Source organism: Streptomyces sp. JH34 (assembly GCF_029428875.1).
Taxonomy (GTDB): Bacteria; Actinomycetota; Actinomycetes; order Streptomycetales; family Streptomycetaceae; genus Streptomyces.
This window is the reverse complement of record NZ_JAJSOO010000001.1, coordinates 4867418-4890198: the sequence shown is the minus strand read 5'-3', so window position 1 is coordinate 4890198 and position 22781 is coordinate 4867418. Positions and strand designations below refer to the sequence as shown.

The window sequence follows — 22781 nt, the reverse complement described above, 5'->3', positions numbered from 1 at the left end:
CACGGCACCTGGTTTTCGCCGCGCGGACCGGGCCGCCCCGGCCTCGCCGGTGATCGCCGTGCCGGGGGACGGCAACGGCGACGGCTCCTTCCCACCGCCCGCGCGGTGGGAAGGAGCCGTCGCCGGGGACGCCCGCGTCAGCGGGTGCCGAGCAGGACGCGCCAGGTCTGCGGGCCGACGACGCCGTCGACCTGCAGGTGGTGCTTCTTCTGGAAGGCGACCACCGCGGACTTCGTCCTCGAGCCGTACGAGCCGTCGAGCGCCAGCCCGTAGCCGTAGACGTTCAGCTGCGTCTGCGCCGCCTTGACCGCCTGGCCGGTCGAGCCGGACTGCACCGTCCTGATCAGCTTGGACCAGGTGTTCGGGCCGATGACGCCGTCGGCGGTCAGGGACCGGGACTTCTGGAACGCGATCACCGCGGAGCGGGTCTTCGTGCCGAAGACGCCGTCCGCCCCGACCGCGTGGCCCCGTGCGGTCAGCAGCCGCTGGGCGGACCTCACGTCCGCGCCCTGGGAACCGCTCTTGAGGACCGGCCAGGAGACAGTCGGGGTAGGAAGCTGCCCGCCTCCGCCTCCGCCACCCAGCTTGACCGGGCGGAAGGGGTCGTAGTTGTCGCTGCCGATCCCGTACCTGAGCTGCCGGTGGGTCGTGCCGTACGTACCGCGCTGTTCGTACGCCCAGTAGGCGCTGTGCGACGCGTTGGCCCACTTCTCGAAGATCACCACGTGGCGGAAGTCGCCGTCGGTGGTGCTGTAGTCGATCAGCAGGTCGCCCTTCTGCAGCTGACTCACGCCGCTGAGCCGCTTGGTGACACCGTTGCGCGAGTCGGCCAGTCCGACGGTGTTCAGGCCGGGCTTGCCCAGCCCGAGCGCCATGGAGACGAAGCCGGAGCAGTCCTGCCGATAGCCGTCCTTCCAGTTGCGCTCCATGCTGTACGGGACCGGCCCTCCCTTGTTGGCCGTGAGCCAGGTGCGGGCCCGGTTGATCATCGTGTCGCGCGAGAGCGTGGCCGTGGCCATGGTCGAGAACTCGCCGGCCTGGGTGACGAGTGCGCTGTCGGCCTCCGGCTCGGGCCCGTAGTCGGTCCCCTGTGCTGCGGCGACCGTCACCGGCTCCGAGGAGTCGCTGACGACGATCGACGTCGCGACAATTGCAGACGCAACGACTCCGGCGGCAGCGCCGGCGAGAGCGAGGCGCGTACGGCGCGTGAGCTGGCTGCGAAGAGACATGATTTCCCCCGTATTCCTACTACTGTGGCACGTGTTGTGGCACGCGTTGTGGCACGTCGACCCCGGTGGACCCGATCGGGCTCCGAGCACTTGACGCGATCGGGGACCACGTGAGCCCCTGACGGGAATCACAATGGCAAACTTTGCTCTCTGAGCCCAGCGCTGTACGGAAGCGCCATCAGTCAGTGACGCGACCCCGACAATGTCTCGGATGTGTGACCGCGTCCCGTGACCGCTCCCGGATGTCTGACCGCCGCTAAGGGCGCCGCGTCGGCACCGGCCGGAGCGCCGGCCAGCGGTCGAGGACCGCGCGGCGCAGGTCCGCCGAGAGAACCCGGAGCCTCCGCAGCTCCCCGTGGTCCGCCGTCGTTCCGGCGACCACCGAGAGCCGGTGGACGAGGCGTTGGCGGGCGGTGGCCGTTCCCCACGCCCAGTCCTCGTGCGGGAGCCGGGCCAGGTGGTCGGTGCGGCCCCGGTGGGCGCGCTGGACCAAGGCGTCGCCCCGGATCAGCCAGCCCGCGCAGGCGTCGGCGAGGCCGGCGTCCGGGAGCGGGGTACCGGTCTCGCTGTGCCAGGCCGTGCGATAGGCGGTCTCGGCGCGTTCGAGCAGGGGGCCTGTCGCTCTGGTGACGCACCAGCAGGTCGGGAACCCGACGCGGAGATAGGCGAGTTCCATCAGGCCGCTGCCGAGGGACGCCTGCTCGAAGTCGATGAACCTGACGCCGTCGGGGGTGTGCAGGTCGTTGCCGGGGCACGGGTCGCCGTGGAGCAGGGCGGTCCCTTCCGCCCGGCCGAGGCGGTCCACGAGGGCGTGGAGTTCGTCGCGCACCCCGCGCTGTCCGGGCACCCCGAGGGCCTCGGCCAGGGAAAGGAACGAGCTGACGTCGGCGGCGGCCGGGCCCTGCCACCGGGGAAGGGCTCCGGCGTCCTCGGGGCCGGCGGTGCTGTGCAGCCTGGCGAGGGCCGTCGCGTAGTCGACGATCCAGTCGGCGGCGGGCCGCCGGTGGTCGAGGTGTTCGAGGACGAGGACCCGCTCGCCGGGGTCGGTGCCGAGGAGGGCGGGCACGACCGGGGCGCCGGAGGCCCGGCCGGCGATGCGCAGGGCGGCCACTTCGCGTGCGTAGCGCTCGTCGGCCTCGGGGGCTTCCACCAGTTGTTTCAGCACGGCCGGACGGCCGGTCAGTTCGATGCGCCAGACCCGTGAGCGGGGACTGCTCTCCAGGAGGGACGGGTCCGCCGCGGGCGGTCCCAGCCGGTCCCTCAGTGCCTTACCGAACGGAAGCTGCGACGCCGTCTCCATGCGGCCAGTGTTCCACTCCGGTCTCCCGCGCCCCCTGGGTTTTTCAGGGAGGCGGGGGACGCGGGAGACCGGGTCAGTGGTTGCGGGGGAAGCCGAGGTCGACGCCCGCGGGGGCGTCGGCCGGGTCGGGCCAGCGGGTGGTGACGACCTTGCCGCGGGTGTAGAAGTGCACGCCGTCGTTGCCGTAGACGTGGTGGTCACCGAAGAGGGAGTCCTTCCAGCCGCCGAAGGAGTGGTAGCCCACCGGCACCGGGATCGGGACGTTGACGCCGACCATGCCGGCCTCGATCTCCAGCTGGAAGCGCCGGGCCGCGCCGCCGTCGCGGGTGAAGATCGCGGTGCCGTTGCCGAAGGGCGACGCGTTCATGAGGGCGACGCCGTCCTCGTACGTGTCGACGCGCAGGACGCACAGGACCGGGCCGAAGATCTCGTCGCGGTAGGCGTCGGAGTCGGTGGAGACGTTGTCCAGGAGGGACAGGCCGATCCAGTGACCGTCCTCGAAACCCTCGACCGTGTGACCTGTGCCGTCGAGTACGACGTCGGCACCCTGCGCGGCGGCCCCGGTGACGTAGGAGGCGACCTTGTCGCGGTGGGCGGCGGTGATCAGCGGGCCCATCTCGGAGGTGGGGTCCGTGCCGGGGCCGATCTTGATCTTCTCGGCGCGCTCGCGGATCTTCGCCACCAGCTCGTCCGCGACGGAACGCACCGCGACGACCGCGGAGATGGCCATGCAGCGCTCACCGGCGGAGCCGTACGCGGCGGAGACGGCGGCGTCCGCCGCGGCGTCCAGGTCTGCGTCGGGCAGGACCAGCATGTGGTTCTTCGCTCCGCCGAGGGCCTGGACCCGCTTGCCGTTGGCGGAGGCGGTGGCGTGGATGTACCGGGCGATCGGGGTGGAGCCGACGAAGGAGACGGCGGCGACGTCGGGGTGGGCGAGGAGCCCGTCGACGGCGACCTTGTCTCCGTGCAGGACGTTCAGCACACCGTCGGGCAGCCCCGCCTCGGCGGCGAGTTCGGCGAGCAGGTTGGCGGCCGACGGGTCCTTCTCACTGGGCTTCAGGACGAAGGTGTTGCCGCACGCGACGGCCAGCGGGAACATCCACATCGGCACCATGGCCGGGAAGTTGAAGGGGGTGATGCCCGCGACGACGCCGAGCGGCTGCCGGATCGAGGAGACGTCGACGCGGCTGGAGACCTCCGTCGACAGCTCGCCCTTGAGCTGGGTGGTGATACCGCAGGCCAGCTCGACGATCTCCAGACCGCGGGCGACCTCGCCCAGCGCGTCGGAGTGCACCTTGCCGTGCTCGGCGGTGATGAGCGCGGCGATCTCGTCGCGGTGGGAGTCCAGCAGAGCCCGGTAGCGGAAGAGGACGGCGGTGCGGGCGGAGAGCGAGGAGGTGCCCCAGGTCTCGTACGCGGTCTTCGCGGCGGAGACCGCGGCGTCGACCTCCTCGGTGGAGGCGAGTGCGACCTGGGTGGTGACGGCACCGGTCGCCGGGTCGGTGACCGGCCCGTGGTTGCCCGACGTGCCCTCGACGGTCTTGCCACCGATCCAGTGGTTGACGGTCTTCATGAACGGGGTCTCCTTCACAGGTGGCGGCGTCGGGCTGCGATCTGCCGGTCGTACTCTTTCCTGGCCTCGACCGCCGACGGGCGGGTCGCGGTCTCGGCCACGGGAACATCCCACCACGCCTGTGCCGGCGGAGGCCCCGACACTGTGTCTGCCGTTTCGGTCTCGACGTAGACACAAGTGGGACGGTCCGCAGCGCGGGCCTCGGCGAGGGCCCGGCGCAGCTCCCCCACCGACCCGGCGCGCAGCACCCGCATGCCGAGGGAGGCCGCGTTGGCGGCGAGGTCGACGGGCAGCGGGGCGCCGGTGAACTCCCCTTCCGCGGTGCGGTGCCGGTAGGCGGTGCCGAAGCGTTCGGCACCGACGGACTCGGAGAGGCCGCCGATGGACGCGTATCCGTGGTTCTGCAGGATGACGAGCTTCACGGGAAGCCGCTCCTGCACGGCGGTGACGATCTCGGTGGGGTTCATCAGGTACGTGCCGTCCCCCACGAGGGCCCAGACCGGCCGGTCCGGCGCCGCGAGCTGGACCCCGAGGGCTGCGGGGATCTCGTATCCCATGCAGGAGTAGCCGTATTCGACGTGGTACTGGCGCGGGGAGCGGGCCCGCCAGAGTTTGTGGAGGTCGCCGGGGAGGGAGCCCGCCGCGTTGATCAGGATGTCCTCCTCGGTGACCAGTTCGTCGAGCAGTCCGATGACCTGGGCCTGGGTGGGGCGGGCGTCGGGGTCCGGGGTGGCGAGGGCCCTGTCGACGCGCTGCTCCCAGCGGTCCTTGGCGTCGGTGTACTCGCTCTCGTAGGCGGGGTCGACGTGGTGTCCGCGTGCGCCCAGGGCCTCGCCGAGCGCCTCGATCGCGGTGCGGGCGTCCGCGACGAGGGGCAGGGCGGCGAGCTTGTGGGCGTCGAAGCCGGTGATGTTGAGGTTGAGGAAGCGGACGGCCGGGGCGGCGAAGAGGGTGCCGGACGCGGTGGTGAAGTCGGTGTGGCGGGTGCCGATGCCGATCACCAGGTCGGCCTCGCGGGCGAGCGCGTCCGCCGTCGCGGTGCCGGTGTGACCGATGCCGCCCACGTCGGCGGGGTGGTCGTGGCGCAGGGAGCCCTTGCCGGCCTGGGTGGAGGCGACCGGGATGCGGGTGGCGGCGGCGAAGGCGGCGAGGGCCTCCTCGGCCTCGCTGTGGTGGACTCCGCCGCCCGCGACGATCAGGGGGCGGCGTGCGGCACGCACGGCGCGGACGGCCTGGTCGAGTTCGTGGGGGTCGGGGGCCGGCCTGCGGACGTTCCAGACGCGTGTCGCGAAGAACTCCGCCGGCCAGTCGTACGCCTCGGCCTGCACGTCCTGCGGCAGCGCGAGAGTGACGGCGCCGGTGTCCGCCGGGTCGGCGAGGGTGCGCATGGCCTGGAGGGCCGCCGGGATCAGCGCCTCGGGGCGGGTGATCCGGTCGAAGTAGCGGGACACGGGGCGCAGGCAGTCGTTGACCGACACGTCGCCCGTGTGGGGCACTTCGAGCTGCTGGAGCACGGGGTCGGCGGGGCGGGTGGCGAAGGTGTCCCCGGGCAGCAGCAGCACGGGCAGGTGGTTGACGGTGGCGAGCGCGGCGCCGGTGACGAGGTTGGTGGCGCCGGGTCCGATGGAGGTGGTGACGGCGTGGGCGGAGAGCCGGCCCGACTGGCGGGCGTACCCGACGGCGGCGTGCACCATGGCCTGTTCGCTGCGGCCCTGGAGGTAGGGCATCGCGGGGCCCGCCTCGACGAGCGCCTGGCCGACGCCCGCGACGTTGCCGTGACCGAAGATGCCCCAGGTCGCGTCGATCAGACGGTGCCGGCGGCCGTCGCGCTCGGTGTACTGGCGGGCGAGGAAGGCGATCAGGGCCTGCGCGGTGGTGAGCCTGCGGGTGGGCGCGGTCGCGTCCGAGGTGCGGCGTGGTGTGGTCACCGGGCGGCCTCCCGACCGTGGAGCGGCAGGCGTGGGTCGACGGGCTGCCCGGGCCATGTGTCGCGGATCCAGCGGTGGTCCGGGTGGTCGCGGATGAGCCACTCGCGCTGCTCACCCGGACCCGCCATGACGTTCAGGTAGTACAGGGTTCGGCCGGGCGGGGCGATGGACGGGCCGTGCCAGCCGTCGGGGATGAGGACGGCGTCGCCCGTGGCGACTTCGGCGAGGACGTCCGTGCCGCCCTTCCGGGACGGCGACACCCGGTGGTAGCCGAGGCCGTCGTCCTCGACCTCGAAGTAGTAGATCTCCTCCAGCACGGATTCGGCACCGGGGTGGTGCTCGTCGTGCTTGTGCGGCGGGTACGAGGACCAGTTGCCGCCCGGAGTGAGGACCTCCACGGCGATGAGCCGGTCGCAGTCGAAGGTGTCGGCGGCGGCGAAGTTGTTCACCTGGCGCGAGCAGGTTCCGGCGCCGCGCAGTTCGACCGGTACCTCCGGCGCGGGGCCGTAGCGAGCGGGGAGTCGTCGCTCGCACTTCGCTCCTGCCAGGGCGAAGCGGCCTCCTGCGCCGGAGGCGATCTGGGCGCGGGCGTCGCGTGGGACGTAGGCGAAGTCGGTCACGGCGCCGAACACGTGCTTCCTGCCCCGCAGTTCAAAGATCTCACCTGCTGTCCGCACCGTACAGCCGCCGGACAACGGCAGGACGATCCATTCGCTCTCCCCGGTTACCAGGGTGTGAACACCACCCGGTTCGAGCTCCAGGACGCGCAGACTCGACCGCTCCCACCCGGCCCGCTCCGGACCGATGTCGAGGACGTAGGGGCCGCTCGCCGCGTGCCCGGCCCTGAGGTGGTACCTCTGCTGCTCGTCGGACGTCGTCGCCATGGCTCCATCCCTACCCGTCGTCAGGCCTCGTTCACAGAAGTCCTACGGCCGTGTCGACCGCGCCCGCCACGTCGCCGTCGGCGGGGTAGAGCAGCGACCGCCCGACGACCAGCCCCTGGACGGTCGGCAGCCGCAGCGCGCCGCGCCACCGCTCGTACGCCGTGTCCGGGTCCTCCGCGACGTCGCCGCCGAGCAGGACCGCGGGGAGCGTCGAGGTCCGCATCACCCGCTCCATGTCCTCGGGGTCCTGTGTGACGGGGACCTTGAGCCAGGTGTACGCGGAGGTGCCGCCGAGGCCCGAGGCGATGGCGATGGACGTGGTGACGGCGGAGGCCCCGAGGTCGGTGCGGAGTCCCGCGGGGGTGCGCCGGCAGAGGAAGGGCTCGATGAACACCGGCAGCCGGTGGGCGGCCATGGCGTTCACGGTGCGGGCGGCGGTGTGCAGGGTGTCCAGGGAGCCGGGGTCGTCGTGGTCGATCCGCAGGAGCAACTTGCCCGCGTCGAAGCCCTGCTGGGAGAGGTCGACGGCGCGGTGGCCGGTGAAGCGGTCGTCCAGTTCGAAGGATGCGCCCGCGAGCCCACCGCGGTTCATGGAACCGATGACGATCCTGTCCTCCAGCGCTCCGAGGAGCAGCAGGTCCTCCAGGACGTCGGCGCCCGCGAGGACCCCGTCGACGCCGGGACGGGAAAGGGCGAGACAGAGGCGTTCGAGCAGGTCGAAGCGGTCCGCCATGGCCAGGTCGTCGTCACCGACGGCGAGGGCGCCGCGGGCCGGGTGGTCCGCCGCGATGATCATCAGCCGTCCGGTGGGCCCGACGAGGGGGCGTCTGCGGCGGGCCCCGGCCGCCTCGGCGACGGCCTCCGGGTGGTGGGCGCGGAGCCGGACGAGGTCCGTGACACCGGCCGCGGCGGGCGGGGTCACGGGGTGGCCCCCGTGGCCACCACACCGTCGGCGAGGGCCTGTTCGACCTCGTGCGGGAACGGCATCGCGGAGGAGCAGGCGAGCCGGGAGGCCACGATGGCCCCGGCCGCGTTGGCGTAGCGCATGACGTGTTCCGTGTCCCAGCCGGAGAGGAGACCGTGGCAGAGGGCACCGCCGAAGGCGTCCCCGGCGCCAAGCCCGTTGACGACGTCGACGGGGAGGGGCGGGATCTCGGCGGTGGTCCCGTCGCGGTGGACGGCCAGGACGCCGTCCGGCCCCTGCTTGACGACGGCGAGTTGGGGTCCGGCTGCGAGCAGGGCGCGTGCCGCGGCGTGGGGTTCGCGCTCCCCGGTGGCGATCTCGCACTCGTCGAGATTGCCGACGGCGACCGTGGCGTGGGAGAGCGCCTCGCGGTAGTGGGTGCGGGCGGCTTCGTCGTCGCCACCCTCCTCCTCGCCCCAGAACATGGGGCGCCAGTCGAGGTCGAAGACGGTGAAACGAGGCGGTCCGGGCGCCGCTGGGTGTTCGCCACCGGCACGGCCGTCCCGGGCCTCGCCACCGGCACGGCTGTCCTGGGCCTCGCGTCGGGCCCGGAGGGCGGTGAGGGTGGCGGTGCGGCTGGGTTCGGCGCACAGTCCGGTGCCGGTCACCCAGAAGACCCGGGCGGCCCGTACCGCGTCCAGGTCCAGCTCCTCACCCCGGATCTCCAGATCAGGGGCCTTGGGCTGCCGGTAGAAGTAGAGCGGGAAGTGGTCGGGCGGGAAGATCTCGCAGAAGGTGACCGGGGTCGGGTACTCCGGCACGGCACTCACCCACCGGTCGTCCACGCCGAACTCCCCCAGCGCCTGGTGGAGGTAGTCGCCGAAGGGGTCCCGGCCGGTCCGTGTGATCACAGCCGTACGCCGTCCCAGCCGGGCGGCGGCCACGGCGACGTTGGACGGCGAGCCGCCGAGGAACTTCCCGAAGGTCTCGACCAGGGCCAGCGGTACACCGGTCTGCAGCGGATAGACGTCCACGCCGATCCGCCCCATGGTGATCACGTCGTACGGCTCAGGCATACGCATCCCTTCGACCCGGTGTTCCGGCCCGGCGCATCGTCCCTGGAGTCGGCCACGGCCGGACGGGCGCTCCCAGGTCTAGCCCTCGCCCGGAGCCCTGTCAACACTTTGTCCGGACATTCGGACGAACTCTTGACACTGTTTCCCGAGGGCTGGAGGGTGGGCGATATGACCTCCTCCGTACCCTCTTCGGCCCGCATCCGCATCGGCTCGGCACCGGATTCGTGGGGGGTGTGGTTCCCCGACGATCCGCAGCAGGTGCCCTGGGAGCGATTCCTCGACGAGGTCTCCGAGGCGGGCTACGAGTGGATCGAACTCGGGCCGTACGGCTACCTGCCGACCGACCCCGCCCGGCTCGCCGACGAGACCGCCCGCCGCGATCTCGCCGTCTCCGCGGGCACGGTCTTCACCGGATTGCACCACGGCCCGGCGGTCTGGGACCGGACCTGGGAGCATGTCGCGGACATCGCGGCACTCACCCGGGCGATGGGCGCCGAGCATCTCGTGGTCATCCCGTCGTTCTGGCGGGACGACAAGACCGGCGAGGTGCTGGAGGACCGCACGCTCACCGGCGCGCAGTGGCGTGACCTCACGACCCAGACCGAACGGCTGGCACGCGAGGTACGGGACCGCTACGGGCTGCGCATCGTGGTGCACCCGCACGCCGATACGCACATCGACAGCGAGGAGAACGTCAACCGCTTCCTCGACGCCACCGACCCCGAACTGGTCTCCCTCTGCCTCGACACCGGCCACTACGCGTACTGCGGCGGGGACAGCGTCGAGCTCATTCGGACCTACGGCGAGCGGATCGGCTATCTGCACCTCAAGCAGGTCGACCCGGCGGTGCTCGCAGACGTCGTGGCGAACGAGGTGCCGTTCGGTCCGGCAGTGGCGCGCGGCGTGATGTGCGAGCCGCCGGGCGGAGTGCCGGCACTGGAGCCGGTACTGGACGCCGCGCGCGCCCTGGGTACCGATCTGTTCGCCATCGTCGAGCAGGACATGTACCCCTGCCCGCCCGACAAGCCCCTGCCCATCGCACGTCGCACCCGCGAGTTCCTCCGCATCTGCGGGCCCGCACGACCGTCCTCCTGAGCCCCTGAGTCCTCTTACGCCACGGCCGTCACTCCTCTGTCACGTATGTCCCGGTTCCGCCGATCCTGTGTCACAGCCTCGCGACGCCCCCTGCCCCGCCCCGGGCCCTCTCGTTCACCGGGACAGAGGTGCACGGACGTACGGAGAGGTGTCACTCATGACGGACAGAACGCTCTGGTCGTACAAGGACATTGCGGCGCACATCCAGGTCCGGCCGGACACGATCCGTTCCTACCGCAAGCACGGGCTGCTGCCACCTCCTGACGACGTCCGGCACGGGAAGCCCTACTGGTTCGTGGACACCGTCCTCGCATGGGTCGCGTCCCGGCCCAGCAACCGCGGCCGTTGAACCGGGGCCGAGGGCCGCAGATGTCGAACCGGGGCCGAGGGGCCGGGGTCTTCCGGAGGGCCGGGGTCTTCCGGAGGGCCGGGGTCGCCGGCTCTCAGTCCTCCTTCGCCGGTTCGATGATCGTGACGCCCGCTCCGGGCGCGGTGGCCATCGCGGCGAGGGCGGCCGGAGCCGCGTCCAGGGTGATGGTGGAGGTCACCAGGAGGTCCGGTCGCAGGGTCCCGGCCCGGACCATGCGCATCATCGGCGGGTAGTCATGGGCGGCCATGCCGTGGCTGCCGAGGATCTCCAGCTCCAGGCCGATCACGCGCGCCATGGGGACGACGGGGTCACCGGCGGCGGACGGCAGCAATCCGACCTGGATATGACGACCCTGCCTACGCAGGCTCTTCACGGACGCGGCGCAGGTGACCGGGGAGCCCAGCGCGTCCAGTGACAGATGGGCCCCGCCGCCGGTCAGTTCGCGTACCGCCTCGTCCGCACCGGCAGGGTGCGCGGACGCGTCGACACACGCGGAGGCGCCGAACGCCCGCGCCAACTCCAGGGCCCGCTGCGAGACGTCGACCGCGACGACCCGGGCCCCGCATGCCACGGCGATCATCACGGCCGACAGCCCGACCCCGCCGCAGCCGTGCACGGCGACCCACTCCCCCGGTGCCACCCGCCCCTGCCCCACGACGGCACGGAACGCCGTGGCGAACCGGCATCCGAGCCCGGCCGCCGTGGCGGGCGACAGCCCTTCGGGCACCGCGACCAGATTGACGTCTGCCTGCTCCAGCGCCACGTACTCGGCGAAGGATCCCCAGTGGGTGAAGCCCGGCTGGGTCTGACGCTCGCAGACCTGCTGGGCACCGGCGGCGCATGCGGGACAGCGGCCGCAGGCGCAGACGAAGGGCACGGTGACCCGGTCGCCCACGCGCCAGTTGCGCACGCCGGGGCCCACCTCCTCGACCACCCCGGCCAGTTCGTGACCGGGTACGTGCGGGAGGACGATGTCCGGGTCGTGGCCCATCCAGCCGTGCCAGTCACTCCGGCAGAGCCCCGTGGCGTCGACCCGGACCACCACTCCCGCGGCGGAGGGGGTGGGGTCGGGAAGATCCCCGACCCGGGCCTCCTGCCCGAACTCCTCGAACACCACTGCCCGCATCGACTCCGCCTCCCATGGTCCGGCCGGCGTCGACCGGCCGTCGCCGTCCAGCTGCCGCCATCCGGCATCCGGAAGCCGGAAGCCGGATGCCGCATCCGTCATCTGTCGTCCGTCGGCGAAGTGTCGTCGACCGGCCACCGCCACTGGCTTCCGAGCACAAGCTTCCGGCCGTCGTCATGCTGGTCGTGATCCGGCGAATCTACGCCCCGGCTGTGATCTTGTCCCGCTCCCGCCCGTTCGTCTCGGACCGCTCGTCGGCGCCCTGGTCCGAGGTGGGCGCCGGCTCCTCCCCCTCGCTCAGCCCGAACCGCCGGTGGAAGGCGCGCAGCGGCGCGGGGGCCCACCAGGTGACGCGGCCCATCAGCTTCATCACGGCCGGCACCAGCAGACTGCGCACCACCATCGCGTCCATCAGCACGGCCAGCGCGATCCCGAGTCCGAGCATCTTCGTGTTGGTCACCCGCGAGGTGCCGATGGCGACCATCACCACGGCAAGGATCACGGCGGCGGCGGTGATCAGTCCGCCGGTACGCCGGAGCCCGAACGTCACGGCTTGCTCGTGGTCTCCGGTCCGGTCGTACTCCTCCTTGATCCGGGAGAGCAGGAACACGCCGTAGTCCATGGAGAGGCCGAAGGCCACGCAGAACATCAGCACGGGCAGCGTCGTCTCTATGTCACCCGTGCTGGTGAAGGAGAGGATCCCGGACAGGTTTCCGTCCTGGAAGACCCAGACCACCGCTCCGAACATCGCGGTCAGGCTGAGCGCGTTGAGAACGACGGCTTGGAGGGGTATCAGGACACTCCCGGTCAGCAGGAAGACCAGCAGCAGTGTCACCACGACGATGATTCCCACCGCCCACGGCAACCGGTCCGCTATGGCGTCCTTGGAGTCGACCAGGACGGCCGCCGTGCCGGTGACCGAGGTGTCGAACGGAGCCGGCTCGGCTCGCAGTTCCCGGACCAGGTCCTGAGCGTCCTGTCCGACGGACTCCCCTTCGGGTAGGACATCGAAGTACGCGAAGCCCTCCCCCGTCACGGGACCGTTCACCCGCTCCACTCCGGGGAGCGCCTCGATCCGCTCCTTGAAGTCGGCGTACCGGCCGGGACTCGCGGCGCCCTCCGCGAGGACTTCGAGTCCAGCACCAGGGCTTCCGGGGAAGCCTTCCCGGATGTGCTCCTGGACGACGCGGGACTCGGCGTTCGCCGGCAGCTGCCGGTCGTCCGCCGTGCCGAACTTCACTCCGAGGAACGGGAGCCCCAGGAGCAGCAGCCCGACCGTGGTGACGACGGCGAAGACAGGAGCCCTCCGCATCACGAGCGCCGAGAAGCGGGCCCACCCCCTGCCCGAGCTCTCGGACGCGTCCGCCCCGGAGGCCGGCTTTCCGCGGCGGCGCAGCAGCCGGCGCAGGTCCAGTGCGTTGACCCGTGGGCCGAGCAGCATCAGGGCGGCCGGCAGCAGGATCAGGGCAGCGGCGGCGGCCAGCAGCACCACGGCGATGCCGGCGTAGGCGAAGGAGCGCAGGAAGTACTGGGGAAAGACCATCATCGCGGCCAGCGACACTGCCACCGTCAGCGCGGAGAAGAGCACCGTCCGTCCTGCGGTACGCAGTGTGGTGCCGATCGCCACGCGGGTGTCGGCCCCGGCGGAGAGCTCCTCGCGGAACCGGCGCACGATGAACAGCGCGTAGTCGATGGCGAGTCCGAGCCCCAGGGCCGTGGTGAGGTTCTGGGCGAAGACGGAGACCTCGGTGAATTCGGTGATGCCGCGCAGCACGGCGTTGGTCCCGAGGATCGCGACGATCCCCACACCGAGCGGCAGCAGGGCGGCGATCGCGCTGCCGAAGACCATGACCAGCAGCACCAGCGTGACCGGCAGCGCGATGAGCTCGGCCCGCAGGAGGTCCTCCTGGATGGTGCTCTGCATCTCGTGCCGGACGGCGACGGGCCCGCCGACGGAGACCTCCACCGGACCGTTCGTGCCCCGGTAGACGGGGGCTATCCGGTCCAGGGTCTCGCCGGCGGCCTTCTCGTCACCCCCGATCCGGGCGGCGACGATCGCTTCGTGTCCGTCCGAGGAGCGCAGGGTGGGGGACTTCGTCCGCCAGTACGAACCGACGCCCGTGATCCCGGGCTCGGCCGACAGGCGGTCGGTCAGCCGGGCGGCCTCGGCGGCCACCGCGGGGTCGTCGACCGAGGCGCCGCCGCTGTCGACGAGCAGGAGCAGATTGGGCTGCGACGCGGGGAACTCACGCTCCAGCACCTGGGTCGTCCAGGTCGACTCGGCGTCGGGTGCCTCCCAGCCGCCGCTGCCCATCCGGTCGGCCACTCCGCTGCCCGCGAACACGGCGAGCGCCGTGATCACGAGGGCGGCCAGCAGGGCGAACCGTGGCCGCGCGGTGACGAACCGGGTCCACCCCCCGACGCGCTCCGAGCTGTTGACGTCCGACATGGTGCGGTGTCCCCTTCACCGGGACCCGGGCGGCGCGAGGCAGCATGGGTCGGCCATTGCCACGTACACTGGCAAACACGAGTACCCGCTCGTGTTTCATCAGAATGCGAGCGACCACTCGCATTTGTCAACCGCGTCTTGAGAGCTGGGGATCGACCGTGCCGGAGGCCAGGGCGGAAGAAGCCGCCACACGCGAAGAGAGCGGCAGGCCCGGCGGGCGCGGCAAGGGTGCGGACGCCGGCCAGGACGCCGGAGCCGGGCCGGGCGGCGAGGCGAGCCGGCCGCGCCGCCGCCAGGCGCGCGGCGAGGCCCGCATCGCCCAGCTGCTGGAAGCCGCCGCCGACGTCTTCTGCGCCAGCGGGTACAACGGCGCCAGCACCAACGCCATCGCCCGCGAGGCGGGCGTCTCACCTGGCACGCTCTACCAGTTCTTCCCCAACAAGGAAGCCATCGCCATCGAGCTCGGCGAGCAGCTCATGCACCGCTGGCGGGAGACGTACGGCGCGGCGTTCGTCGTCAGACACATCGAGCTGCCGCTCGACAGGCTGCTGGACACGGTCCTCGACCCCCTGATCGCCTTCAACTGCGAGAACCCGGCGTTCGCCGTGCTCACCCACGGCTCCGAGATCCCGGGCGTGATCACCCGGGAGCACGACGCTTTGCACGCCACGATGCTCACCAGGACGGAAGAGCTCCTGGCCGCCTACCTTCCGGAACTCCCCGCGGACCAGGTCACCCGCACCGCCGAGATGGCCTTCGTGCTCTTCAAGGCAGGACTCGACCTGGTCATGTCGCACGAGGGCACCGAACGGGAGGCTTACGTGGAGGAGTTGAAGACCGTGATGTACCGCTACCTGGAGCCCCTGGCCTGCGACACACCCGACAGGGCGACCGCACGGAGCAGCGATACCCCCTAGGGGTATAGTTGACGGTGCGGGCGGCTCATCGGGCTTTCCGGTGCGCCCTTGCGCCACATCCGTCACACCATGTGTGCCTGCGAAGAGGAGAACGTCATGACCACCGAGACGGACACGCCCAAGACCGCCGGCTCCTGCTGCTCGTCCACCGGCTCCTGCGACGACCGGACGGCGGGCACCCAGGCGGGCGGCGTCACCGCGGTGTACGAGGTGAAGGGCATGACCTGCGGGCACTGCGAAGGGGCGGTCTCCGAGGAGCTCTCCGCGATCGAGGGAGTGACCTCGGTGAAGGCGGAGGCGGCCACCGGCCGGGTGACCGTGGCCTCCGCGGCCGCCCTGACCGACGAGTCCGTACGCGCCGCCGTCGACGAGGCCGGCTACGAACTCGTGGGCCGCGCCTGAGACCGGCCGCTGCGGTCGCTCCGGCCGCCCGGCGCGCGGCCGGCCCGGGTACGCGCCGCAGGAGCACAAGCCTCCGTTACGGACGCGCGGCCCCGCACCACCGGTGCGGGAGCCACAGCCGGCCCGCACGACCCAGCGCCTCCCTTCGGGCCGGTTCCGCCACCAGGAAGCAGATACTGGTGGGGAAACGGCCCGACTGCTCGACCCAGGAGTCCGCACACATGGCCAGCACCACGGCAGCCGAGGCCCCGGCGGCCGACACCTCCGATGCGGAGCTGACGATCGGCGGGATGACCTGCGCCTCGTGCGCGGCCCGCGTCGAGAAGAAGCTCAACCGGATGGACGGGGTGACCGCCACCGTCAACTACGCGACCGAGAAGGCCCGCGTCTCCTACGGAGCCGGCACCACTCTCGGCGACCTCGTCGCCACGGTCGAGAAGACCGGCTACACGGCCCGGCCCGTCGTCCGCCCCGCTCCCGCGCCACCGGCGCAGGCACAAGCACAGGCGCAGGCACCGGCGCAGGCACAAGCACAGGCACAGGCACAGGCACCGGAGGGTGAGGGGCCACCTCGTACCTCACCGACGGACGAGGCCGCCGGAAGCGACACGGCCGGGCGCGAGGCCGATGCCCCCCGTGACTCCGCCGAGCGCACGGCCGACGAAGCCCTCGCCGTACTCCGGCAGCGCCTCCAGGTCTCGGCGGCGCTCGCCGTGCCGGTGGTCCTCATGGCCATGATCCCGGCTCTCCAGTTCGACAACTGGCAGTGGCTCTCCCTCACCCTCGCGTCGCCCGTCGTCGTCTGGGGCGGGCTCCCCTTCCACCGCGCCGCCTGGGCGAACCTGCGGCACGGCGCCGCGACGATGGACACCCTGGTGTCGATCGGTACGCTCGCGGCCTTCGGCTGGTCGCTCTGGGCCCTGTTCCTCGGCTCGGCGGGCATGCCCGGCATGCGGCACGGGTTCGACGTCACCGCCTCCGGGTCCGATCCCTCCTCCACCATCTACCTGGAGGTCGCGGCCGGAGTCGTCGGCTTCATCCTGCTGGGCCGCTACCTGGAGGCGCGGTCCAAGCGGAAGGCCGGTTCCGCTCTGCGCGCGCTGCTCCATCTCGGCGCGAAGGACGTCACGGTCCTTCGCACGGACACGGACACGAACACGGACACCGGGCCGGGGGCGGGGCCTGGGCGCGAGGTCACCGAAGTACGCGTCCCCGTCGGCCGGCTTCTGGTCGGCGACTGGTTCGTCGTACGGCCCGGCGAGAAGATCGCCACGGACGGCACCGTCATCGAGGGCGCCTCGGCCGTCGACGCCTCCATGCTCACCGGGGAGGCACTCCCGGTGGACACCGTTCCGGGCGACTCCGTCACCGGAGCCACCCTGAACGTCTCCGGCCGGCTGGTCGTCGAGGCCACCCGGGTCGGCGCGGACACCCAGCTGGCCCGGATGGCCCGGCTGGTCGAGGACGCGCAGAGCGGCAAGGCCGCCGCCCAGCGCCTCGCGGACCGGATCTCCGCGGTCTTCGTCCCCGTCGTCCTGCTGATCGCCCTGGGGACGCTGGTGGTCCAGTTGCTCGCCACCGACGACGTCACCGCCTCGTTCACCGCCGCCGTGGCCGTCCTGATCATCGCCTGCCCCTGCGCCCTGGGGCTCGCCACGCCCACGGCCCTCATGGCCGGTACCGGGCGGGGCGCGCAGCTCGGCATCCTGATCAAGGGCCCCGAGGTTCTGGAGACCGCACGGAGGATCGACACGGTCGTCCTGGACAAGACCGGGACGGTCACCACCGGCCGGATGACCCTCGGAAGCGTCCACACCGCCCCCGGGACGGCCGAGGAGGACGTACTCCGCCTCGCGGGCGCCCTCGAGCACGCCTCCGGACATCCGGTGGCCCGCGCGGTGGCCGCGGGAGCGGCCGCCCGCACGGGCTCGGCGCTCCCCGCGCCGGTGGACTTCTCCGACGCCCCCGGCCTCGGGGTGCGCGGCACCGTCGAGGGGCACGTCGTGCTGGCCGGCCGGGCGAAGCTCCTGGCCGATGCCGGCATCACCCTCCCGCCCTCGCTCGAGGACGCCCTGGCGCAGGCTGCGCGTCAGGGGCGTACGACCGTCGCCGTGGCCTGGGACGGGGAGGCCAGGGGCGTCCTGGAGGTGGCCGACGCGGTGAAGGAGAGCAGCGCGGAGGCCGTCGCGGAGCTCCGCGCGCTGGGCCTCGACCCGATCCTGCTGACCGGGGACAACCAGGCCTCAGCGGACTCCGTGGCGCGCGCGGTCGGGATCGACACGGTTCTCGCGGAGGTGCTCCCCGAAGAGAAGGCGCAGGTCGTACGGCGCCTGCAGGCCGAAGGCCGGTCCGTCGCGATGGTCGGTGACGGCGTCAACGACGCCGCCGCGCTCGCCGTGGCCGATCTCGGACTGTCGATGGGCACCGGCACCGACGCGGCGATCGAAGCGGGTGACCTCACACTGGTCCGTGGAGATCTCAAGGTGGCCCCTGCCGCTATCCGCCTGTCGAGGCGTACTCTGTGGACCATCAGAAGCAACCTCTTCTGGGCTTTCGGCTACAACGTGGCCGCACTGCCTCTCGCCGCGTTCGGGCTGCTCAGCCCCATGATCGCGGGAGCTGCAATGGCGTTCTCGTCGGTCTTCGTCGTGACGAACAGCCTGAGGTTGCGCTCCTTCACATGATTTCCACAAAGAGACTTAGATCACACCGATTCGAGGGTAACCATCTGATGGGTTGGTGAGTCTAAGAGTGCGATGCCAAGGATGTCTTGGGGGACGTCCGATGGAGTGTCTTGGGGGACGCTCCTGGCAGGTGTTGGCCGGGGCACGTGCACCGGGGAGCTTTGAGCGGCCCTCCTGTCCGTACGTACCCCGGCAAGCCGCACAGCAGGACCGAACTGAATAGGCACCACCGCACAACAACGGGAGTTCAGGCTCCCTTCAGACGCCCGGCCGGATCCCGTGGGGGGAATCCGCTCCGGGGGATATGGGAAGCGCCCTGTCCGTCGACCCGTGGGGGGATCGGCGGCGGGGCGTTTCTCGCTCACGGCACCGGCAACGCGCCGGAACCACCGATACGGGGCCGGCGGACGGCCCCGTACGACGGATGCGGGCGGCGACGGACGAGCCCGCACGACGGATGCGGGCCCGGCGGACAGCCCCGTACAACGCCGAATCGCCCCGGACACCGCGCTCCGGAGTGTGCGAGCGCGGTACGCGGGGCGAAGGATGCCGGCCGCGAGCGGCCGGGGGTGGAGCAGCGGTCCTACAGGCTCAGCGGCCCTCGACCGGGACGAAGTCGCGCAGGACCTCGCCGGTGTAGATCTGGCGCGGGCGGCCGATGCGGGATCCCGGCTCCTTGATCATCTCGTGCCACTGGGCGATCCAGCCGGGGAGCCGGCCGAGCGCGAAGAGCACGGTGAACATCTCGGTCGGGAAGCCCATGGCGCGGTAGATCAGGCCCGTGTAGAAGTCCACGTTGGGGTAGAGGTTGCGCGAGACGAAGTACTCGTCGGAGAGCGCGTGCTCCTCCAGCTTGAGCGCGATGTCGAGCAGCTCGTCGGACTTGCCGAGCGAGGACAGCACGTCGTGCGCGGCAGCCTTGATGATCTTGGCGCGCGGGTCGAACGACTTGTACACCCGGTGGCCGAAGCCCATCAGGCGGACGCCGTCCTCCTTGTTCTTCACCTTCTGGATGAAGGAGTCGACGTCGCCGCCGTTGGCCTGGATGCCCTCGAGCATCTCCAGGACCGACTGGTTGGCGCCACCGTGCAGCGGGCCCCACAGGGCGGAGATACCGGCGGAGATCGAGGCGAACATGTTCGCCTGCGAGGAACCGACCAGACGCACGGTGGAGGTCGAACAGTTCTGCTCGTGGTCCGCGTGCAGGATGAGCAGCTTCTCGAGCGCCGAGACGACGACCGGGTCCGGCACGTACTCCTGGGCCGGCACGGAGAAGGTCATGCGCAGGAAGTTCTCGACGTAGCCGAGGTCGTTCCGCGGGTAGACGAACGGGTGACCGATCGACTTCTTGTACGCGTACGCCGCGATCGTCGGGAGCTTGGCCAGCAGCCGGATCGTCGAGAGGTGCCGCTGCTCCTCGTCGAACGGGTTGTGGCTGTCCTGGTAGAAGGTGGACAGCGCGCTGACGACCGAGGACAGCATCGCCATCGGGTGGGCGTCGCGCGGGAAGCCGTCGAAGAAGCGCTTGACGTCCTCGTGCAGCAGCGTGTGCTGGGTGATCTCGTTCTTGAAGGCCGACAGCTCGTCGACCTTGGGGAGATCACCGTTGATCAGCGTGTAGGCGACCTCGAGGAACGTCGAGCTCTCGGCGAGCTGCTCGATCGGGTAGCCGCGGTAGCGCAGGATGCCCTGCTCGCCGTCGAGGTAGGTGATGGCGGATTTATACGCGGCCGTGTTGCCGTATCCGCTGTCCAGCGTGACCAGGCCCGTATTGGCCCGGAGCTTCCCGATGTCGAAGCCCCTGTCGCCGACGGTGCTGTCGATCACCGGGTAGGTGTACTCGTCATCGCCGTACCGCAGTACTACAGCGTTGTTGGTGTGCTCGCTCACGTCATCCCTCACCGACGTAGTGCCTCTTCTTCGAGGTGCCCTGACTGTCTCCACCCTCCCCCATTTGGCTCAGGAGAGTGCACTCGGGGTCGTCCATTGGACCTACTGACGGCACTGAGTGCCGTCAACTTTCTCATCCTGCCCCCTGGGCCGCGGTTCCGGAAGAGCTCAGTGATGTTTCCCACCGTTTTGATCGATCATTTTTTCGGGAAGTCTTCCGCCGTACCGCCGCTGAGCCGGAAATCCAGTGCCGTACAGCGCCTGCCTGCGGAAACGGTGCGGACCGCCTGGCCGATGGCCTTGCGCGAGCCGACCAGCACGACCAGCTTCTTGGCCCTGGTCACAGCCGTGTAGAGCAGGTTCCTCTGGAGCATCATCCAGGCGCTGGTCGTGACCGGGATGACGACCGCCGGATACTCGCTGCCCTGCGAGCGGTGGATGGTCATCGCGTAGGCGTGGGCCAGTTCGTCCAGCTCGTCGAATTCGTACGCGATCTCCTCCTCCTCGTCCGTGAGGACGGTCAGCTTCTGCTCGTCCGCGTCGAGGGCGGTCACGACACCGACCGTGCCGTTGAAGACGCCGTTCTCCCCCTTGTCATAGTTGTTCCTGATCTGTGTCACCTTGTCGCCTACCCGGAAGACCCGGCCTCCGAACCGCTTCTCGGGAAGGCCCGGGCGTCCGGGGGTGATGGCCTGCTGGAGCAGCCCGTTGAGATGGCCGGCGCCTGCCGGGCCCCGGTGCATCGGGGCGAGGACCTGCACGTCACGGCGGGGGTTCAGGCCGAACTTGGCGGGGATGCGACGGGCGGCGACATCGACGGCGAGCACTCCGGCGTCCTCCGTCTCGTCCTCGACGAACAGGAAGAAGTCGTCGAGCCCCTGGGTCAGCGGCGGCACCCCGGAGTTGATGCGGTGGGCGTTGGTGACGACGCCGGACTTCTGGGCCTGGCGGAAGATGGTGGTCAGCCGGACGGCGGGGACGGGGCCGCCGTCCGCCAGCAGGTCCCGCAGCACCTCCCCGGCGCCGACCGAGGGCAGTTGGTCCACGTCGCCCACCAGAAGGAGATGGGCACCGGGTGCCACGGCCTTGACGAGCTTGTTGGCGAGCAGCAGATCGAGCATCGACGCCTCGTCGACGACGACCAGATCGGCGTCCAGCGGCCGGTCGCGGTCGTACGCCGCGTCCCCGCCGGGCTTCAGCTCCAGCAGCCGGTGCACGGTGGACGCCTCCGCGCCGGTCAGCTCCGAGAGGCGCTTCGCCGCCCGCCCGGTGGGGGCGGCCAGCACGACCTTGGCGTTCCGGGCGCGGGCCAGCTCGACCACGGAGCGGACGGTGAACGACTTCCCGCAGCCGGGACCGCCGGTGAGAACGGCGACCTTCCTGCTGAGCGCGAGCCGGACGGCCGCCTCCTGCTCGGGGGCCAGTGTGGCCCCCGTACGCCCCGCGAGCCAGGCGAGCGCCTTGTCCCAGTCCACGTCCTGGAAGCCGGGCATCCGGTCCTCCGGCGTACGCAGCAGGCGCTGCACCTGGGCGGCCAGGGAGATCTCGGCGCGGTGGAACGGCACCAGGTAGACGGCGGTGACGGGCTGTCCGTCCTCGGGGCCCGGCACCTTCTCCCGTACGACGCCTTCCGGGTCTTCTGCGAGCTCGGCCAGGCAGTCGATGACGAGCCCCGTGTCGACCTGGAGCAGCTTCACCCCGTCGGCGATCAGCCGCTCCTCGGGGAGGAAGCAGTGCCCCTGGTCCGTGGACTGCGACAGGGCGTACTGGAGACCTGCCTTGACCCGCTCGGGACTGTCGTGCGGGATTCCGACGGCCTGGGCGATGCGGTCGGCGGTGAGGAATCCGATGCCCCAGACGTCGGCGGCCAGCCGGTAGGGCTGGTTCTTCACGACGGAGATGGAGGCGTCCTCGTACTTCTTGTAGATGCGGACGGCGATGGAGGTGGAGACGCCGACGCTCTGGAGGAAGACCATGACCTCCTTGATCGCCTTCTGCTCCTCCCAGGCCGCGGCGATCATCTTCGTCCGCTTCGGGCCCAGTCCCGGAACCTCGACGAGCCGCTTCGGATGCTGCTCGATGATGTCCAGGGTGTCGACGCCGAAGTGGGTGGTGATCCGGTCGGCCATCACCGGTCCGATGCCCTTGATCAGCCCGGAGCCGAGATACCGGCGGATGCCCTGGATCGTGGCGGGGAGGATCGTCGTGTAGTTCTCGACGGTGAACTGTCTGCCGAACTGCGGATGCGACCCCCAACGGCCCTCCATGCGCAGTGACTCGCCGGGCTGTGCGCCGAGCAGCGAGCCGACGACGGTGAGCAGATCACCCGCACCACGACCGGTGTCGACTCGGGCGACCGTGTACCCGTTCTCCTCGTTGGCGTAGGTGATCCGCTCCAGGACGCCTTCGAGGACGGCGGTGTTGGACATGGTGCCGACGGTATCGGGTGGGGCCGACAGCGCGGAGGAGCACCCGGCACGCGAGCAGGACCCATAAGCGTTGGTGCGGAACACACCCGGCGACCGATGATGTGCGCATGGCCCTGACCGACACCCTGCGGCGTGTGGACGCCGACCTCGCCGCCGGGCGCATACCCGTGGCTCTGCACCTGTGCGTGCCGATCGCCCGGCCCAACGACGGGGGCGTCGCCTTCGTCGATCACCGCCCTGGGCCTTCGTACGGACATGTGTACGAGATGGGCATCGGGTCGGGAGATCTCGACGGCACCCTCTGGGCGACCGGTCCGGCAGAGCTCTTCCGGGTCCTGGCCGATTCCTTGGAGACGGGCTCGCCCTTCCTGTACTACCGGCCGTCGACCTACGAACACGAGTCGGGACACCACTGCGTCGAGTGGGATATCGAAGCCTGACAGCCCCCTCCGACCGCATCGCCTGCGAAGTGGTCGAGAAACACGCCTGGGCTGCCGCCGGGAAGGGCCCTCCGAGACTCTCCGG

17 protein-coding genes are annotated in these 22781 nt (G+C 71.0%); 6 read left to right on the top strand and 11 right to left on the bottom strand.

Annotated features, from left to right (window positions below; translation table 11 throughout):
• Window positions 1-137: 137 nt before the first annotated feature.
• From LWJ43_RS21875 to LWJ43_RS21845, 7 genes are all read right to left on the bottom strand, one after another.
• A complete protein-coding gene (locus LWJ43_RS21875; protein ID WP_277333918.1) occupies window positions 138-1229 on the bottom strand; it encodes a C40 family peptidase in 1092 nt (363 codons plus the stop codon).
• A 256-nt stretch (window positions 1230-1485) separates the two neighbouring features.
• The gene (locus LWJ43_RS21870) at window positions 1486-2529 is read right to left on the bottom strand and encodes an aminoglycoside phosphotransferase family protein (RefSeq protein ID WP_277333917.1); all 1044 of its coding nucleotides are present in this window, start codon (window positions 2527-2529) and stop codon (window positions 1486-1488) included.
• A gap of 73 nt (window positions 2530-2602) precedes the next feature.
• A complete protein-coding gene (locus tag LWJ43_RS21865) occupies window positions 2603-4102 on the bottom strand; it encodes a CoA-acylating methylmalonate-semialdehyde dehydrogenase (RefSeq protein ID WP_277333916.1) in 1500 nt (499 codons plus the stop codon).
• A 14-nt stretch (window positions 4103-4116) separates the two neighbouring features.
• Complete coding sequence (gene iolD / locus LWJ43_RS21860; RefSeq protein WP_277333915.1) at window positions 4117-6030, bottom strand: 3D-(3,5/4)-trihydroxycyclohexane-1,2-dione acylhydrolase (decyclizing); 1914 nt, start codon at window positions 6028-6030, stop codon at window positions 4117-4119.
• Window positions 6027-6914 carry a 5-deoxy-glucuronate isomerase gene (iolB, locus tag LWJ43_RS21855; RefSeq protein ID WP_277333914.1) on the bottom strand — a complete coding sequence of 296 codons (888 nt, stop codon included), beginning with the start codon at window positions 6912-6914 and terminating at the stop codon, window positions 6027-6029. The genes iolD and iolB overlap by 4 nt, the downstream gene beginning before the upstream one ends.
• Before the next feature lie 31 nt (window positions 6915-6945).
• On the bottom strand, window positions 6946-7836 hold the full coding sequence (locus LWJ43_RS21850; RefSeq protein WP_277333913.1) for a Cgl0159 family (beta/alpha)8-fold protein: 891 nt from the start codon (window positions 7834-7836) through the stop codon (window positions 6946-6948).
• Window positions 7833-8894 (bottom strand): 5-dehydro-2-deoxygluconokinase, encoded by a 1062-nt coding sequence (locus LWJ43_RS21845; RefSeq protein WP_277333912.1) that lies wholly within the window; start codon window positions 8892-8894, stop codon window positions 7833-7835. Before LWJ43_RS21845 ends, LWJ43_RS21850 begins: the two co-directional genes overlap by 4 nt.
• A gap of 168 nt (window positions 8895-9062) precedes the next feature.
• Here LWJ43_RS21845 and LWJ43_RS21840 point away from each other — a divergent pair, with 168 nt between their 5' ends.
• Both LWJ43_RS21840 and LWJ43_RS21835 read left to right on the top strand, forming a co-directional pair.
• Window positions 9063-9989, top strand: coding sequence for a sugar phosphate isomerase/epimerase family protein (locus LWJ43_RS21840; protein WP_277333911.1), 927 nt, complete (start codon window positions 9063-9065; stop codon window positions 9987-9989).
• Between the two features lie 157 nt (window positions 9990-10146).
• Complete coding sequence (locus LWJ43_RS21835) at window positions 10147-10338, top strand: helix-turn-helix transcriptional regulator (protein ID WP_277333910.1); 192 nt, start codon at window positions 10147-10149, stop codon at window positions 10336-10338.
• Window positions 10339-10432: 94 nt separating this feature from the next.
• Here LWJ43_RS21835 and LWJ43_RS21830 read toward each other — a convergent pair whose 3' ends face one another.
• The gene (locus LWJ43_RS21830; protein WP_277335958.1) at window positions 10433-11485 is read right to left on the bottom strand and encodes a zinc-dependent alcohol dehydrogenase family protein; all 1053 of its coding nucleotides are present in this window, start codon (window positions 11483-11485) and stop codon (window positions 10433-10435) included.
• 199 nt (window positions 11486-11684) lie between these two features.
• Window positions 11685-13934: an MMPL family transporter gene (locus LWJ43_RS21825; protein ID WP_277333909.1), complete on the bottom strand. Its 2250-nt coding sequence runs from the start codon at window positions 13932-13934 to the stop codon at window positions 11685-11687.
• A 158-nt stretch (window positions 13935-14092) separates the two neighbouring features.
• Here LWJ43_RS21825 and LWJ43_RS21820 point away from each other — a divergent pair, with 158 nt between their 5' ends.
• From LWJ43_RS21820 to LWJ43_RS21810, 3 genes are all read left to right on the top strand, one after another.
• Complete coding sequence (locus tag LWJ43_RS21820) at window positions 14093-14851, top strand: TetR/AcrR family transcriptional regulator (protein ID WP_277333908.1); 759 nt, start codon at window positions 14093-14095, stop codon at window positions 14849-14851.
• A gap of 96 nt (window positions 14852-14947) precedes the next feature.
• Window positions 14948-15253 (top strand): heavy-metal-associated domain-containing protein, encoded by a 306-nt coding sequence (locus tag LWJ43_RS21815; RefSeq protein ID WP_277333907.1) that lies wholly within the window; start codon window positions 14948-14950, stop codon window positions 15251-15253.
• A 221-nt stretch (window positions 15254-15474) separates the two neighbouring features.
• Window positions 15475-17937, top strand: a complete 2463-nt coding sequence (locus LWJ43_RS21810) for a heavy metal translocating P-type ATPase (protein WP_277333906.1) — start codon at window positions 15475-15477, stop codon at window positions 17935-17937.
• 591 nt (window positions 17938-18528) lie between these two features.
• On the opposite strand, the gene LWJ43_RS21805 is transcribed toward LWJ43_RS21810, so the two are convergent.
• Together LWJ43_RS21805 and recD2 are read right to left on the bottom strand one after the other, a co-directional pair.
• The gene (locus LWJ43_RS21805) at window positions 18529-19827 is read right to left on the bottom strand and encodes a citrate synthase (protein ID WP_277333905.1); all 1299 of its coding nucleotides are present in this window, start codon (window positions 19825-19827) and stop codon (window positions 18529-18531) included.
• Window positions 19828-20024: 197 nt separating this feature from the next.
• Window positions 20025-22256: an SF1B family DNA helicase RecD2 gene (recD2, locus tag LWJ43_RS21800; RefSeq protein ID WP_277333904.1), complete on the bottom strand. Its 2232-nt coding sequence runs from the start codon at window positions 22254-22256 to the stop codon at window positions 20025-20027.
• A gap of 107 nt (window positions 22257-22363) precedes the next feature.
• Between recD2 and LWJ43_RS21795 the strand changes: the two genes are divergently transcribed.
• On the top strand, window positions 22364-22696 hold the full coding sequence (locus tag LWJ43_RS21795) for an SMI1/KNR4 family protein (RefSeq protein ID WP_277333903.1): 333 nt from the start codon (window positions 22364-22366) through the stop codon (window positions 22694-22696).
• The last annotated feature ends 85 nt before the right edge of the window (window positions 22697-22781 follow it).